Origin of the sequence: Apibacter sp. ESL0404, from assembly GCF_019469245.1 — a bacterium.
Taxonomy (GTDB): Bacteria; Bacteroidota; Bacteroidia; order Flavobacteriales; family Weeksellaceae; genus Apibacter.
The window spans coordinates 2,281,565-2,297,075 of record NZ_CP048267.1 but is presented as its reverse complement, the minus strand read 5'-3'; the positions used below and the strand labels follow the sequence as shown (position 1 = coordinate 2,297,075).

Below are 15,511 nucleotides of genomic sequence, written 5' to 3'. Positions count from 1 at the left end.
ATAATTATTTATTTTTAGTTTTGTTAATATAAAAAAACGGATCTATGCGTATATTATTAAAAAATATATTTGTTTTTATTTTTTTATTAATGATTTATACCCCTTGTGAAGCACAAATACGATATAAATCAGCAACTGTCATGTTTTATAACGTAGAAAATCTCTATGACACCATTCCATCTGCTGATCTTATTAACGGCACCCTGGATCCTAATGATCCAAAGTATCAAATAAGCGTATCCGAAGATGAAGCTTTACAATCCGGATATGAGGTGTACCGAGGTGAACTATCCTTCAATAAACTAAAAGGAAAAAAGGTAGTCAGAAAGCATATTTTAACCGATGAATTCCATTACAAAGGTTCCAAACGCTGGGATACAAAAAAATATAAAGAAAAAATCAATAACATCAGCCGAGTTATATCCGAAACCGGAAAAACCGAAACTCAATCTATGCCGGTAATCATTGGTTTATGTGAAATTGAAAATGAGCATGTATTGAATGATCTATGCGAAGCCATCAATAAAAGAGGAGGAAATTATGAATTTATTCATCTCAATTCTTTCGATGAAAGAGGCATTGACGTTGGCTTATTATATAACAAAACAAGGTTTATCCCCCAAAATAAACAAAAGCTGTTAATAAATTTACCCAGACAAGAAGGTTATAAAAATTATACACGCGATATACTACTGGTAGAAGGTCTGTTAGAAGGTGAAAAAATGTATTTCTTCGTCAACCATTGGCCTTCCCGACGAGGAGGTGAACAAAGAAGTCTTCCCAAAAGGATGGCGGCTGCCAAAGTCTTAAAACAAGCAATGGACAGCCTCATAAGCATCAACTCAAAGGCAAAAATAGTAGCTATGGGTGATTTTAATGATGATTGTACCAGCCCCAGCATTAAAAAAGGGTTAAATACGGTATCTAAAAAAGAAAACGTGACAACCGGTTCTTATTATAATCCCGCAGAGAACTTATTTAAAAAAGGATTAGGAACTATTGCCTATCAAGATTCATTTAGCTTTTTCGATCAACAAATTATGTCTCCTGCCCTTGTTACAGATCAGGAAGGTTATCACTTTTATAGAATGAATGTGTTTGCGCCTTTTTATTTAATTACACAAGAAGGTCCTTACAAAGGCTATCCCTACCGTACTTTTTCTAATAATAATTATACGGGGGGATATAGTGACCATTTTCCGGTTTATACTATTCTTATTAAAGAAATTAAATGAGTGTAATTTAATATAAATTATCCTTATAAAATACCATCTACTATAACAGCTTAAACTTACCAACATACCAATAAAAAAAGCGAGATAATTCCCGCCTTTAATGTTTTCACAACGGAATAATCCTTATTGTGAATTGCTTTCAAATTTTATTTGCTTCAAAGATAATCAATAAATCAAACTAATTCATCATAAATATACATTTTTTTTATTTCTAATTAGTTTATACTTTTATTGAATAATTACTAAAACCAAATAGATCATTATGTCTTTTAAGAAAATTCTTGGCCTGAACGTAGGAGTATCTTCAATTGGCTGGGCTGTTGTCCGTGAAAATGAAGAAAATCCAAATTTAAATACTATTTCCAAATTAGGGGTGCGGGTAATTCCTATAACCAAAGATGAAAAGAATAATTTTGAGAAAGGATTGTCTGTTACACCCAATGCAGAAAGATCTTCAGTAAGAAGCGCTAGAAGAAACCTTCAACGTTTTAAGCTGAGAAGAAATAACTTAATCGCATTACTACTTCAAAACCAAATTATTTCATCCAACTCTTCCTTGACAGAAAAAGGTAAATTTACCTCTTTCGAAACCTTAAAAAATCGAGCAAAAGCAACAAAAGAAAGAATAGAACTGGAAGAATTAGCCAGGGTTTTACTTCATATAAACAAAAAGAGAGGATATAAAAGCAGTCGAAAAGTAAAAAACAATGAAGATGGGAAGACAATAGACGGAATGGAGATTGCTAAGCTTTTATATGAAAAAAAGTTAACTCCCGGGCAATATATTTACCAACTTATAAAAAAAGGGAAAAAGCAAATTCCTGACTTTTACCGTTCCGATTTAGAAAAGGAATGGTCCGCATTATGGGATTTTCAAAAAAAATATTATCCCGATATTTTGACCGAAGATTTTAAAAAAGAACTGGAAGGAAAAGGACAAAGAGCAACTGCCGCTTTATTTCTAAAAAAATATGGAATCAGAATCGCCATAAATAAAGGGAAAAGAGATGAAAAAAAGTTACAAGCCTTTAAATGGAGAGACCAAGCAGTCTCGGAAAAAATAACTCTTGAAGAAATAGCCTATGTTTTGGCTGAAATAAATAACCATATTGCTAATTCCAGCGGATATTTAGGCGCAATTAGTGATCGCAGTAAAGAGCTATATTTTAATCAACAGACAATAGGCGAAAATCTTTTTTCCCAAGTAGCAAAAAATATTCACACCAAATTAAAAAATCAAGTATTTTTGAGACAAGACTATCTTGATGAGTTTGAGCAAATATGGGAAACTCAAGCGCAATTCCACCCTCAACTTACTCCTGAGCTAAAAAAAAAGATTCGAGATTCCGTTATCTTTTACCAACGTAAACTTCGTTCCCAAAAAAGATTAATTAATCTTTGTGAATTTGAAAACAAAGAAATTGAAATAAAGAAAAACGGAAAAAAGAAAAAGAAAAAAATCGGTTTAAAGGTTGCCCCTAAGTCCTCCCCTCTTTTCCAACAGTTCAAAATATGGCAAAGCCTTGGTAATGTACTTATCAAAAGGGAAGGAAATGATCGTCCGTTGACGTTAAAAGAAAAAGAATTACTATTTACAGAACTGAATATTAAAGGAAACCTATCCGGACCAAAGGCTTTATCCCTATTAGAATTGCCCTCTAAAGAAACTAAAATCAATTTTACAATCCTGGAAGGAAATCGAACTCAAGAACAGCTTTACCGAATTTATCTTAAAATTTTAGATATAGAAGGATATAATGTTTTTGAACTTTTGGACATACCGGAAGACCAAGAAGAGTTAAAACCGGGAGACAGTAAAATCCCTGCCGCCGAAATCAAAGAAATAGTAAAATCTGTCTTTGAAACATGTTCTATTTCTACTTCTATATTAGATTTTGACCCGTTGCTTCCGAATCCTGAATTTGAAAATCAAAGCGCATATCAGCTCTGGCATTTAGTATATTCTTATGAAGGAGACAATTCTACTTCGGGAAATGATAAATTGTTGGAACTGTTAACTACTAAATTCGGATTTAAAAAGGAGTATGCACAACTCTTTGCTTCTATCTCATATGATTCAGAATATGGTAATTTAAGTAGTAAGGCAATGCGAAAAATTTACCCCTATTGTAAAGAAAATACTTTTAGTGAGGCATGCCTATTGGCGGGATATAAACATTCTAAACATTCCCTGCCCCGTGAAGAGAGTAATAATCGCAAATTAAGAGATCAACTCGAAATTTTACCTAAAAATTCTTTGAGAAGCCCTGTAGTGGAAAAAGTCATAAACCAATTAATTAATCTGGTAAATTCATTAATGGATGAGTATGGTGCATTTGATGAAGTACGCCTTGAACTAGCAAAAGAGCTCAAAAAAAATGCTAAAGAGCGAGAAAAAATTTCAAAAAATAGGGATGCTGCTAAAATTCGATATCAAAAATATTCAGAAATACTAAAAAAAGAATTTAATATTTCGAACCCCTCAAAGAACGATATAACTCGCTATCGATTATATTTAGAATTGGAAGCGAACGGTTTTAACGATTTATATACTGACACTCCTATAAATAAAGATTATCTTTTTACAAACAACTATGATGTTGATCATATCATCCCGCAATCCAAAGTATTTGATGACAGCTTTTCCAATAAAGTACTGGTACCCAGACAAGCAAACCTTGAAAAAAGTAATTTAACTGCTTTCGATTACCTATCTAATCAAGGAAAAGAGAAAGAAGAACACTTTCAATATGTAATTTCAGAATTATATAAGAAAGGAGCTATTTCCGAAACCAAATATAAAAACTTACGTAAAAAAGGCTCCGAAATAGGAGAAAGTTTTATCAACAGAGAGTTGCAAGATACACCATATATTGCCGGAAAAATTAAGGAACTCCTTTTTGAAATTGCTCCCGATGTGGTTACTACTTGCAGTGATATTACTTCTAAATTACGTAAAGATTGGAACTTAACTGATCTTATGAAAGAATTGAATATTGAAAAATTCCGTAACGCCGGACTTACAAAGTTGGTTGAAAATTCAAGAGGTGAAAAAAAAGAAATGATCATCGATTGGGACAAAGGAAATGACCATCGTCATCAAGCTCTCGATGCTTTACTTGTTGCTTTTACATCCCGAAATCATATTCAATATTTAAATCATATGAATGCTCGGGACGATGAAAAACATAAACGACATGCAGTTATTCTTGCTATTGAAAAGAAGATCAAATATGATAAAATCAATGAAAATGGAAGCAGCTCCTCTCGATTTACTTTTCCAACTCAAAATTTTCGACAAGAAGTCGAAAAGCAATTAAAAGAAATATTGGTTTCATACAAAACTAAAAATACGGTAACCACTGTAAACTTAAATAAACCTAAGAAAAAAGGGGGATATTCGCCCAAGCTTGAACTTACGCCAAGAGGCCCTTTACATAAAGAAACCATTTATGGGATGTCAAAAATTTCCCGGACTAAAGAAATAATGATTTCTTCAAAATGTAACTATGAGACGGTATCAATGGTTCAAAATCCTATATACAAAAATGCTTTATTAAAACGATTGAATGATCATTTCAATGATCCTAAAAAAGCTTTTTCCGGTAAAAATTCCGTAATTAAAAAACCAATTTTTTTGAATGCTTATTCAACCGATACCATTCCTGAAAAAGTTACCATCCAATGGTTTGAAAAAGTTTATACTATAAGAAAAGCTATTACCCCCGAAAATTTTAAAAATGAAAAAACTATTGAAAAAGTATTGGATCCCACTACCCAAAACATACTAAGAAATCGATTAAAAGAAGCCCATGGAAATGCTAAAGAAGCCTTTTCAGATTTGGAAAAAAAACCCATCTGGCTAAACCAAGAAAAAGGAATCTGCATTAAAACAGCAACTATAATCGGAGTTAGTAATGTGGAATCGCTACATACTAAAAAAGACCATTTCGGAAACGAACTTTTAGATTTAAACGGCAAACCTATTCCGGTAGACTTTGTGAGTACGGGAAATAACCATCATGTAGCTATTTATGAAGATGCAGAAGGAAACCTACAGGAAAAAATAGTCAGTTTTTTTGAAGCGGTCGAAAAAGTAAATCAAGGACTTCCCGTAATTGATAAATTCTATAATGAAAACCTGGGTTGGAAATTTCTTTTTACCATAAAACAAAACGAGATGTTTTTATTTCCTTCAGAAGATTTCAATCCGAATGATCTAGATATCAACGATGAAAAAAACTTAAATCTAATTTCCCAACATCTATTCAGAGTCCAAAAATTAGCTTCTAAAGACTATTATTTTAGACATCATTTGGAAACCGGCATTGAATTTAATGATGCAAATTTAAAAAGAATAATCTGGAGGAGGGAAAGACCTAGTGGGGTTAGAAATATCGTTAAAGTTCGTTTGAATCATATGGGGAAAATTGTTCATATCGGTGAATAAAAACAACACCCCAACACTGTAATTCCATAAACCACAAACAGATAGCCTGTAGTTATTTTCAAAGAAACCCTGAAACCAACCCATAACTTTGTTCAGACAACCCAACAGCATCTTTGTGATGATCAACAAGTTAAAGTAAAAATAACCGTAGAAGTTATAAATTCTGATAAAAAAATCTTTATCTTAGCCGAATAATTTTCACAAAGCCTAACTTATGAATATAACGTCTCGTTGTTTCGTGTATAGTTTATTTAGTGTAAATCGGAAACTCATTCCTATGGAATTTTTCCGCTTGTAAACCCGTAAAAATAAAAAAGTAAAGAGAATTTTTTTTAATTCCTTTACTCCCACTAACTCAACCTTAAAAAAAACTAACTCCATGCCCGATAAAAAACCCGATCATTTAGCCTTAGTAGTAGAAGGAGCTTGCGTAAGCTGCAACCGAGGAAGCCTTCCCGAATGTATTTTAAAAGTAAAGCATAAGGATGATGACAAATACCTGGCCAACCAAAAGAAAATAGCCACTTGGCTGGAAGATGACCAAGACCACATGAATTTTGGATTGTGTAACCGAAGCAGCCCCCAGCCGGCCTGCACCCCGCAAATTTCATGGAAAGATTATTATCAAAACGCCGAATTCGGCAAACAAAAACCACTGACGGAAGCTTCCTACGGGGAGTGTAAGTATAAGGGGAAAATCACCATTAAAAACCACGGCCAAAAGGTCAAACTCTCGGCTAAAATTTTTAAAAAACACCTCAGGGAATCGTATGATCTCTTTATGATAAGTCCGAAGGTTGCGGCTTCATTAGGAAATACCATTCCCTCGGTAAGCAAAATAGATTTGGTTTCTTCTAGCGTTCCCAAGCAAACGATTCCCCCCCACCGAGAAGTGTGCTTTGAAATAGGCGGAGCGGTTAAAACAATAACCCTTCAGGCCTCGGTAAGGGAAAAAGACGATGCAAGTCTGGTCAATTGGGCCTACTACAAAGGAGATACTCAAAAAGACCGAATAAAAACCTATCTGGAATACGGAAGCACACACCAAGTAAACCTGGAAGAGCTACCTGAAGGCAAGACCACCATCTTCGGATACGGAAAGGTTCCCATAGGAGATTCTACCAAAATAATCATCCATCGCAAAGCAAACAAACTCGAGGAAATTGTTGTCAACGCAAAGCAGGTTTCCAAAGAGAAAATCGTGGAACTTCCCAAAAATACCCCCGCCTATTTTACCCCTCGCTATACCTTTCCCGATTCGGAAAAAACCAAGTTTTTTATGTTGCAAGGCATGCGATGGCGCATCAAAGATTTGAACGGAACGATCTTATATACCAATGCTCCGGGATTTTCTGCCGCTCATAAAAACAGCCCTTTGGGAGCGCAAATTCTCTCGGGAAGCCTGATGGCTTCTTTTCGCAACAGCGGCTCTTATGTTATAGAGTTGGAAGACCATAATTATGTTCCGATGGGAATGTTGCCTAATCGGCGCATGTTGACCGTAAAAATAAAAAACCGATCGGCAGAAAATATAGTAAACCTGGGAAGCGACAAGATACGAAAAGACGGCATTTTTCATCTGAAAGTCTCGAAAATCAAGTATAATTACGAAGGAATGATCGGATTAGGGAATCGGGTTTTTTGGATTGTTCAAAAAGACGGGGGGAAAGTCATACGGTTAGGACTTAAAGAAGAGTTAAAGATCAGTGTTGCAGCGCTTATCGAAGAATTCAAAAAACAAGGGCAGCCTGTAACCGACCTTTACGGGATTTATAAATTTCGAGCCTTCGGGGAAGATAAAGACTCGGCAGCTGTTTTGGGAAAAGGTCCGGATACGGCATGGATTGAAGTGGGCAAGAACCGTTTGGAAAGCATCAGCGGTCCTGAAAAAATACCCGTGGGAGCAGAAGCTGTCTATAAGATCCAAGCCTTGATGCCTCTGCAAGCGGGAGAAACGCCGCAATGGACCTGTCCGCATTCTGTCGAGTTGAAATGGAGTCTGTCCTCCGACCGTCAACAAGCGGTTTTACGAATGGACAGGAAAGATAAAGTTACTTTTTCGGCCCAACTGCAGGGAGAGGAAGTAAGTCGCCGTTCGGCAGAAAAAACCGTACAAGCGGAAGAGGTTTTTCTGGAAAGAGCCTTGTGGTGTTACAAAAACGGAACCAGAAGGACCGAGACGGGCTGGGAGGAAGAAAATTATTTCTACCTTAGTTTAAAAGGATTGGACAGCGTTGGAATCAAAGTAACGATTTGGGCAGAACATCCCAACTTTGAACCGTTGGAAACCTTCCGCCGACAAGAATGTTTGATAAAAGAACTGGATGCCGCCTTGGATGAAAAAGGAAGTTGTCAACTTTCCTTTATTGTGGACCGGGAAAGTAAAGAAAAGATACAAACCATCAATCCCGACCCTAAAGTACAGACCCAACTTTTTTTTACGGTGGAATTTACCTCAAAAGAACCGTTGGATCTTTCTCGCATATCCTTGATTCATACGGCAGACGGTCAAGAGGTGGAAACGGTGCATATAGACGGGAAAACGTTATATTTGGTATTGGATCGCAGAGAATATTTGAAAGTCCCTGCTCCTGCGCGCATTACTTCTTTGTGTTTTTCTAATGAGGCAGCGGATGATGTTCAGATAAAGACTACTGAGTACGGCATAAAGCATACGGTTTGGGTACATACCGTGGGTATGGCTAAGGAAAAACTGACGGTGATTGTGTATAAAAAATTGGGGGCGGATGATTGGGCGGATTCTTATAACGAAAAGCAAAAGTCCTTTATGGTGGCAACACAGGCAAAGAGATATGAGGCAGAAGTGGTGGGGACCGACGGCTTACTGTCGCTGGATTTTACCCCGGAGAGGGACCCGAACGTTCCGAGCCCTCAGGTGTTCTATATCGCCGTTTTTAAGGAGGAAAAGGATGCGAACGATGCAACGGTTTGGGTGGAATTGGAATCTCAGCTGAAGACGGTAAACAGGGATTCGTATGAAAAGGTTTTTAATGAGGAGTATTCGCAGGTGGGCATTGCCATGCCCACTTTGGAGGAAGGGCAAACTCCTACCGCGGAACAATTAAAAAAGGTGGAATCTGGTTTTTTCCGTTTTTTTAATCCGCTCTATGTTTCTGATCTGGGAAATCTTGAAGATTTATCTTCTGTTTCTTTGGTTACTGTGGCCAGGGGGAAGAATTTGATGAAAAAACGTAATTGTTATTGTCATCGAGATTTTACCGAAGAAGAAATGGAACAATTGCTGATCCATATGAACGGGAATACGAAACTGTGGACCGACGGATTGATTAATGACAACAGCGTAAAAAGTTTAACTAGGGAATTAAACCAAATGTTTCGCAGATATGGTATTAATACTTGCATACAAAAAATTACTTTTTTGGCTCAAGTAAATGCAGAGACGGGATTTTTTAAATTATCGCAAGAAAAACCGAGTAAATATAAATCCAGTACTTCCTTTTATAAAGGGAGAGGATTGATTCAACTTACCGGTAATTTAAATAAGGATGGAACTGCTTACGATGATCCCGGACCTTATAAAAAGTATGGAAAATATTTAGCAGACAATGGTTATCTGAAAAAAGAAGAGGAAGGAATATTTATCAGCGATCCTGATTTGATATCCAAAGATTTACATTATGCCATAGACAGTGCCGGTTGGGAATGGGAGGTTTTTAAAAGGGTTTCAAAATGGGAAGATAAAGACTATGATTCGGCTAAAATAAAAGAAGTTAAGGCATGGAAAAGGGAGCGTTTTAGTAAGGGATTAGATCAAAGTTTAAATCGATTGGCTTTGGTTATGGAAGAAAGCGGAGAGGAGGAAAATTATTTTTGGTTACAATCTAAAATACTTAACGGTTACTCGCCAGGTCATAAAGATAAACCCGATCCGCATGGTTGGGAAAAGCGTAAAGAAGGACTTAGAAAGTTAAAAACATGGTTTAAGTACGACAAAGCTGTTTGTAGAGGGGGCAAAGAGTTGGAGCTGGAAGAAGAAGGAGTATTAGCTAAGATGAAAAGACTAGTTGACAATCATTATGAATATAAACAAGAAACAGACCAATACAGAACAGAAGTCAGTGAAGCCGGGTTGAAATTTATGGATTGTTCAGAGTTAGTAAGCAGATATCTGTATGAATTAGAAATAGGCATAAATAAAGCTAAAAATGAACCAATCTATATGACCACATCAGGAATGACCAGTGAAAAAGAATTTAGGAAGCTGTTAGGTAACAATAATATAGACTTAGTAGGCAAAGAAGAAAGTTTTAAGCCACAAAGGGGAGATATATTTGTATGGAGAAGTCCCTCCAAAGGAGGTCATACAGGAATAGTCTATAAATATGATCCACAAAAAGATTTAGTTACAATTTTAGAGGCTATAGGAAAGTTTGGAAGTGCAGATGAATCACAAAATACAGTTGCTAATGGAGGATTTCCCGGAAATAAGCAAACGCGTACATCCGTTTATAAGCGCACCAGTAAAGCCCTGGTAAATCATGAAGGATGGATTGGATATTTCAGACCTAAAAATTATACAAAAAAATTATAAAAACCTAAAAATGATCAAACAAATATTAATATTACAATTTTGTCTATTTACCTTTTTGGCAAGTTGTCAGGAAAAAAAACAAGTAAACCAAGAACAAAAACAAATAATAGACCAAGAAAACAAAGAAGAAAAAGAAGAAAAGCAAATGCAAATAATAGATACAATGCAAAACTTAGATATGACTTCGATGAAAAAGATGCTCAATGAAGCTTATTATTGTATAGACACAGAAACACCAATATATGATAGCCATGTTAATTGGATTAATTCAGAAATTTTAAAGTCTTTACTTAGCAACGGATATAAAATGCCGACCAGAGAAGAATTTCAGGCAAAGATTCAAAAAGTATTCGGAGTAAATATGAAGATAAATCAACCTTGCAGAATGAATAAAATAGGAGATGAATTTATCTTTTTATATGGCAGTCAATATATGAAAGATGAAAAAAGTGGAGAAAATAAAGGTATCTCAAGATCTGAATATTTTCCTTCAGATTATACAGGTAATATTGTTTTAATGTTGAAAAATAGTTATATGAGCTTTCTGATATCACCAGTTAGGGTTGTAGAATTTCCAATAGATAGTGCTTCATATAAAGTAAAAATACCTCAATATGTAATTTCTCGTAACAAATACATCCTTAATGACGATAAAAGCCAGTTTCCATGGCTGGTTACGCAAGATGAATTTTTTATGCGCAGTTTAGTAACAGACTTTGGTTATACGGAAGATAAAAAACTATTACAATGGGTGATTGAAAACACCCATCTTCCATTTTTTTATACTTATGCAAAAAAAAATGATTTACAAGAATTGGGAAAATTATTATGGACTAAAGATTGTAATGGAGAAATACGAGTTCATCAAAATACCTTAGATATTCTAAAAGAAATGTCCACCCCAAATGAAAATTTATATATCATGTATGTAGCAGAATATTTATCAAATTATTTGGTATCCTCAGCAATTAAAGAAGAAAAATTGACAATAGAACAAAAAGCCAAAATAGCTGCTCAATTGTTGTATTGGGGAGAGCAATATAAATACGATAAACATTACGATTATAATCAAATGTTTATGGGGCATTTCTGGCATATTATTGATAATGGCACTTATGAAAAGGAATTTAAAAAGAATAATTATTACGGTTTACCCAAATTTAAAGAGTGGTATGAAGCAGCGAAAAAAGAAGAAAATATATTTGAAGGTTATGAAGATTATTTAAATGATGAACCACAACCATTAGATTATGAATTTAAAGCGAGACCAATAAAATAATTATTTTTTAAATAAAATTTAAAATAAAGACAACTTTAACTAAGACACTTGTGCTCGAAAAGCACATTTTTTTGCACAATCTCGGGAAGAATCGGGCTTAGATTTAAAAGGAGCCCTAGAAGGAGAAAGTTTAAATTATGCTGCGCAAGATTTACCCAAACATTTCATTAACTTCAGCAGCACAGGAAAATTAGAGGGGCCTCCTAATGAATTAGCCTATCAATATGGAAGGACGGCTCAGCACCCGGCCAATCAAAGAAAAATAGCAGAAATAGCTTACGGCAATCGTAAGGAATTAGGAAATAAAGGAGGAGAAGACGGCTGGAGATTTAAAGGTCGGGGATTGCTTCAGATAACCGGAAGAGAAAATTACGGTAAAATTCAAAAGCAAATAGATCAACAAGCGCCCGATAGTGGTTTTAATGTATTTACCTCCGCAATTAATGAAAAAGGCTATACCCCGTATCAGGCAGCCCTAACGGGAATGGCCGACTGGTATAAAGATAAAATGTATTTGCAGGCAGATGAAACTGGGAATCTTTCCGATGATAAGGTAGTGGATCTGATAATAAATATATTAAATAATAATACAGACTCACGTCCTAAAAGAAAAGTATGGTACAGAGGAGGAAAAGAAGGGAAATTATCCGTAGCCGTTGAAAACTCAACTAAAGTCCTATTTAAGGTAGCAGAATGTGAAAGGGTAGACAAGCCGTTAGACTATATTGATGGCGATTTAAAGATACAACAGGGAATAGACTGGTTATTAACCAAAGCCATAAGCCAGGAAGAAGCAAAAGCAGGAAAACCGTATAAAGTAAGATATGCCAACGATCAAAACCGAGTAGAAGAATCGGGAGAAAATACGATGGATTGTTCGGAATTAGTGTGCCGATATTTACAAAAAATAGAATGGAGTAAAAAGGTAATGGCAGGAAATACAAGGATACTGCACGACTTTGGGGAAACCTATTCGGAATATTTACTGAAACATGATGATATAAATTACAAACCTCAAAAGGGAGATATATTTATATGGAAAAATAAAAGCGGAGGAATGGGTCATACCGGAGTAATTATCGATTACGAAGAAAAAAAGATAAAAAAGAAAAATGAAGAAGGAAAAGATGTTGAAGAAACCCTGGAAATAGTTACCACCATTGAGGCGATCAGTTCTTCTAAAACACCCTATGGGATGGATAAAACTTTAGATATGAAGGGAGTTATTAAACTCAAATGGTTAAGAAATTCTTACCATTTAATCGGTCATCCTCTAAAAAATGGTAAAGGGCATGAGGTCTCACCTTGCCGTTTTTATACTCCTAAAGTTCATTTTAGTAAGGCAGATAAAAAAATACGGTGGAAAGATCAAGGGTACACCTTTGAAATAAATAAAAAATAATAAAAAAATAAAGAATTATGAGAAAGATATTAATCTCATGTATACAAGTATTGGTTTTATTTTCTTGTCAAGGCCAAGAAAATAAAACGGCAATACAACTTAATAATGAAAATAAAGAAGCAACAACAAAACCTATTGAAAAATCGACAGAAAATAAGCCCGTTATGAATAATGATATAGATTTAAAAAAAATAGCCGAGCATATTGAACTACAAAAACGGGTTTTTGTCATGGATCATATTCCGGATAATGAGTATGTTGCCACCCGGGAAGATTTAGACTTGCAACAACCCTTAATTGAAAAAATGCTGTTAAACAGCGGATATAAATTTCCGGAGTATGCCGAATTCAAAGAACGTGTAAAATATCTTTTTGGAATCGATCTGGATAAAAGTAAAGAAACGATAGTTACCTTATATCCACTTCGTTTTGCCAATCATAGGGGGGTAGCTTATACGGATGAGGAGATAAAAGGTAATGTCAGTAAAACCATGACTTTTGATCAGTATAAATACACGTTTGCATACTATGAATGGAACTTATTTATTGATAAAGAAAGAAAAATAATAACCCCCATGGTTTTTTTGGAGGATTTAATAAAAATAAATAGTATCGATAAAAAAGAGTATGCGATTAAACAAAACTTGAAAGTAATAACCTTAAATAAATACTTAATGTATGGAGATAAAGCCGGTTTGATATATTTACTTTCAAGGGAAAAAGAATTGGCCCATGACTTATTATTAAATTTCAATTATGATAAGGAAGATAAAATTAATAAAAGTGTTTTAGATAGTTTGTATAATCGATGTAATCCAAGAAGTTATGAGTTTGGGCAAGAGGTTAGAAGTTTAATTTTTGTAGATAATTTTAAAACGGATGATAAATTATATATCAGAGAAGGAATATTAAAAACGATAGAACATATAACTAATGAGAATGAAGGCACCTATGCGATAGAATTAATTGACAGCACATTATATCTATTAAGAGAATTAGATAAAAGTGATTTAACAAAAGCGCAAAAAGGATATAGTTATAAAAAAATAGGGTATTTAGCCAATACCTGTGATCCGCTATTTAGGAAATATCATTTATCAAGAACTGTAAGGTGGGGAAACGGAAATATCTTAGGTGCATATCACGCCTCATTAATAGATGATTTGGAACCTTGGTATGATTTAAAAAACACCTTTATAGAAAACAACTACTATAATTTACCCCATTTAGAAGAAATGGTAGAATATGCAGAAGAATTTACTGATAAGGAGACTCCGGAATAATTTAAGCAAGGTACACGTAAAGGTTCAGATATAATATAAATATTGGTATTCAAAAAGATTACTTTTTTGGCTCAAGTAAATGCAGAGACGGGATTTTTTAAATTATCGCAAGAAAAACAGAGTAAATATAAATCCGGTACTTCCTTTTATAAAGGGAGAGGATTGATACAACTTACCGGTAATTTAAATAAGGATGGAACTGCTTACGATGATCCCGGACCTTATGAAGATTATGGAAAATATTTAGCAGACCATGGTTATCTGGAAAAAGGAAAGGAAGGAATATTTATCACCAATCCTGATTTGATATCCAAAGATCTACATTATGCCATAGACATTGCCGGTTGGGAATGGGAGGTTTTTAAAAGGGTTTCAAAATGGGAAGATAAAGACTATGATTCGGCTAAAATAAGAGAAGTTAAGGCATGGAAAAGGGAGCGTTTTAGTAAAGGATTAGATCAAAGTTTAAACCGATTGGCTTTGGTTATGGAAGAAAGCGGAGAAGAGGAAAATTATTTTTGGTTGCAATCTAAAATACTTAACGGATATTCGCCAGATCATAAAGATAAACCCGATCCGCATGGTTGGGAAAAGCGTAAAGAAGGGCTTATAAAGTTAAAAGCATGGTTTAAGTACGACAAAGCTGTTTGCAAAGGAGAGAAAGAGTTGAAACTAGATACAGGAAATAGGGCGCCATGGATGTTATTTGCTGAAGAAGAACTTAAAAAGTATGGAGGTATAAGACAAAATAGAACTCCTTTAAAAGAAAGAGTAATTGAATATTTTAGAACTTCTAAAGATACCTGGGATAATGAAAAAGGGTATTGGTGCGGAGCATTTGTTAGATGGTGTTTTGCACAAACAACAGATTATAATTATGTGTTTGATTCATATGATTCAGTAACGGCGTTTAATTGGCTTTCATCAGAGCATAAAACAAATAAAGGGATACATAGTAAAAGATCTAATGATGTTGAAGCAATCCTTAACATAAAAGATATATTTGTTGGTGCTATAATTATTTTTAGTTATAGCCACGTAGCTTTTGTATTAGGACAGTCAGAAGATGAAAAATTAATTTATTATTTGGGTGGAAATCAATCTGATAAAACTGCTGATGATGGTCCTGGAAAAAGAACAATTTGCATCGGCAAAATTTCCAAGTCTAAAATGAATAGTGAATTTTGGTTATCTAAGCCTAAAAACTATACTCCGACAAATGAAGATAAACAATTGCCAAAACTAAATGTTTCTGCTTATACATTAGATTATACAAGTACTCGTTAAAT

At 34.6% G+C, this 15,511-nt stretch carries 7 protein-coding genes; all 7 read left to right on the top strand.

What is annotated here, in order from left to right; genetic code table 11:
• Positions 1 to 44: 44 nt before the first annotated feature.
• The 7 genes from GYM72_RS09840 (at position 45) to GYM72_RS09810 (ending at position 15,509) form a co-directional block, all read left to right on the top strand.
• A complete protein-coding gene (locus GYM72_RS09840; RefSeq protein ID WP_220264276.1) occupies positions 45 to 1,235 on the top strand; it encodes an endonuclease in 1,191 nt (396 codons plus the stop codon).
• A 262-nt stretch (positions 1,236 to 1,497) separates the two neighbouring features.
• Positions 1,498 to 5,685: a type II CRISPR RNA-guided endonuclease Cas9 gene (cas9, locus tag GYM72_RS09835; protein ID WP_220264275.1), complete on the top strand. Its 4,188-nt coding sequence runs from the start codon at positions 1,498 to 1,500 to the stop codon at positions 5,683 to 5,685.
• A gap of 379 nt (positions 5,686 to 6,064) precedes the next feature.
• Positions 6,065 to 10,258: a PAAR-like protein gene (locus GYM72_RS09830; RefSeq protein WP_220264274.1), complete on the top strand. Its 4,194-nt coding sequence runs from the start codon at positions 6,065 to 6,067 to the stop codon at positions 10,256 to 10,258.
• A 10-nt stretch (positions 10,259 to 10,268) separates the two neighbouring features.
• Positions 10,269 to 11,537: a hypothetical protein gene (locus GYM72_RS09825; protein ID WP_220264273.1), complete on the top strand. Its 1,269-nt coding sequence runs from the start codon at positions 10,269 to 10,271 to the stop codon at positions 11,535 to 11,537.
• A gap of 343 nt (positions 11,538 to 11,880) precedes the next feature.
• Positions 11,881 to 12,939 carry a peptidoglycan amidohydrolase family protein gene (locus GYM72_RS09820; RefSeq protein WP_220264272.1) on the top strand — a complete coding sequence of 353 codons (1,059 nt, stop codon included), beginning with the start codon at positions 11,881 to 11,883 and terminating at the stop codon, positions 12,937 to 12,939.
• Positions 12,940 to 12,956: 17 nt separating this feature from the next.
• Complete coding sequence (locus GYM72_RS09815; protein WP_220264271.1) at positions 12,957 to 14,222, top strand: hypothetical protein; 1,266 nt, start codon at positions 12,957 to 12,959, stop codon at positions 14,220 to 14,222.
• A gap of 66 nt (positions 14,223 to 14,288) precedes the next feature.
• Positions 14,289 to 15,509, top strand: coding sequence for a hypothetical protein (locus GYM72_RS09810; RefSeq protein WP_220264270.1), 1,221 nt, complete (start codon positions 14,289 to 14,291; stop codon positions 15,507 to 15,509).
• Positions 15,510 to 15,511: the final 2 nt, after the last annotated feature.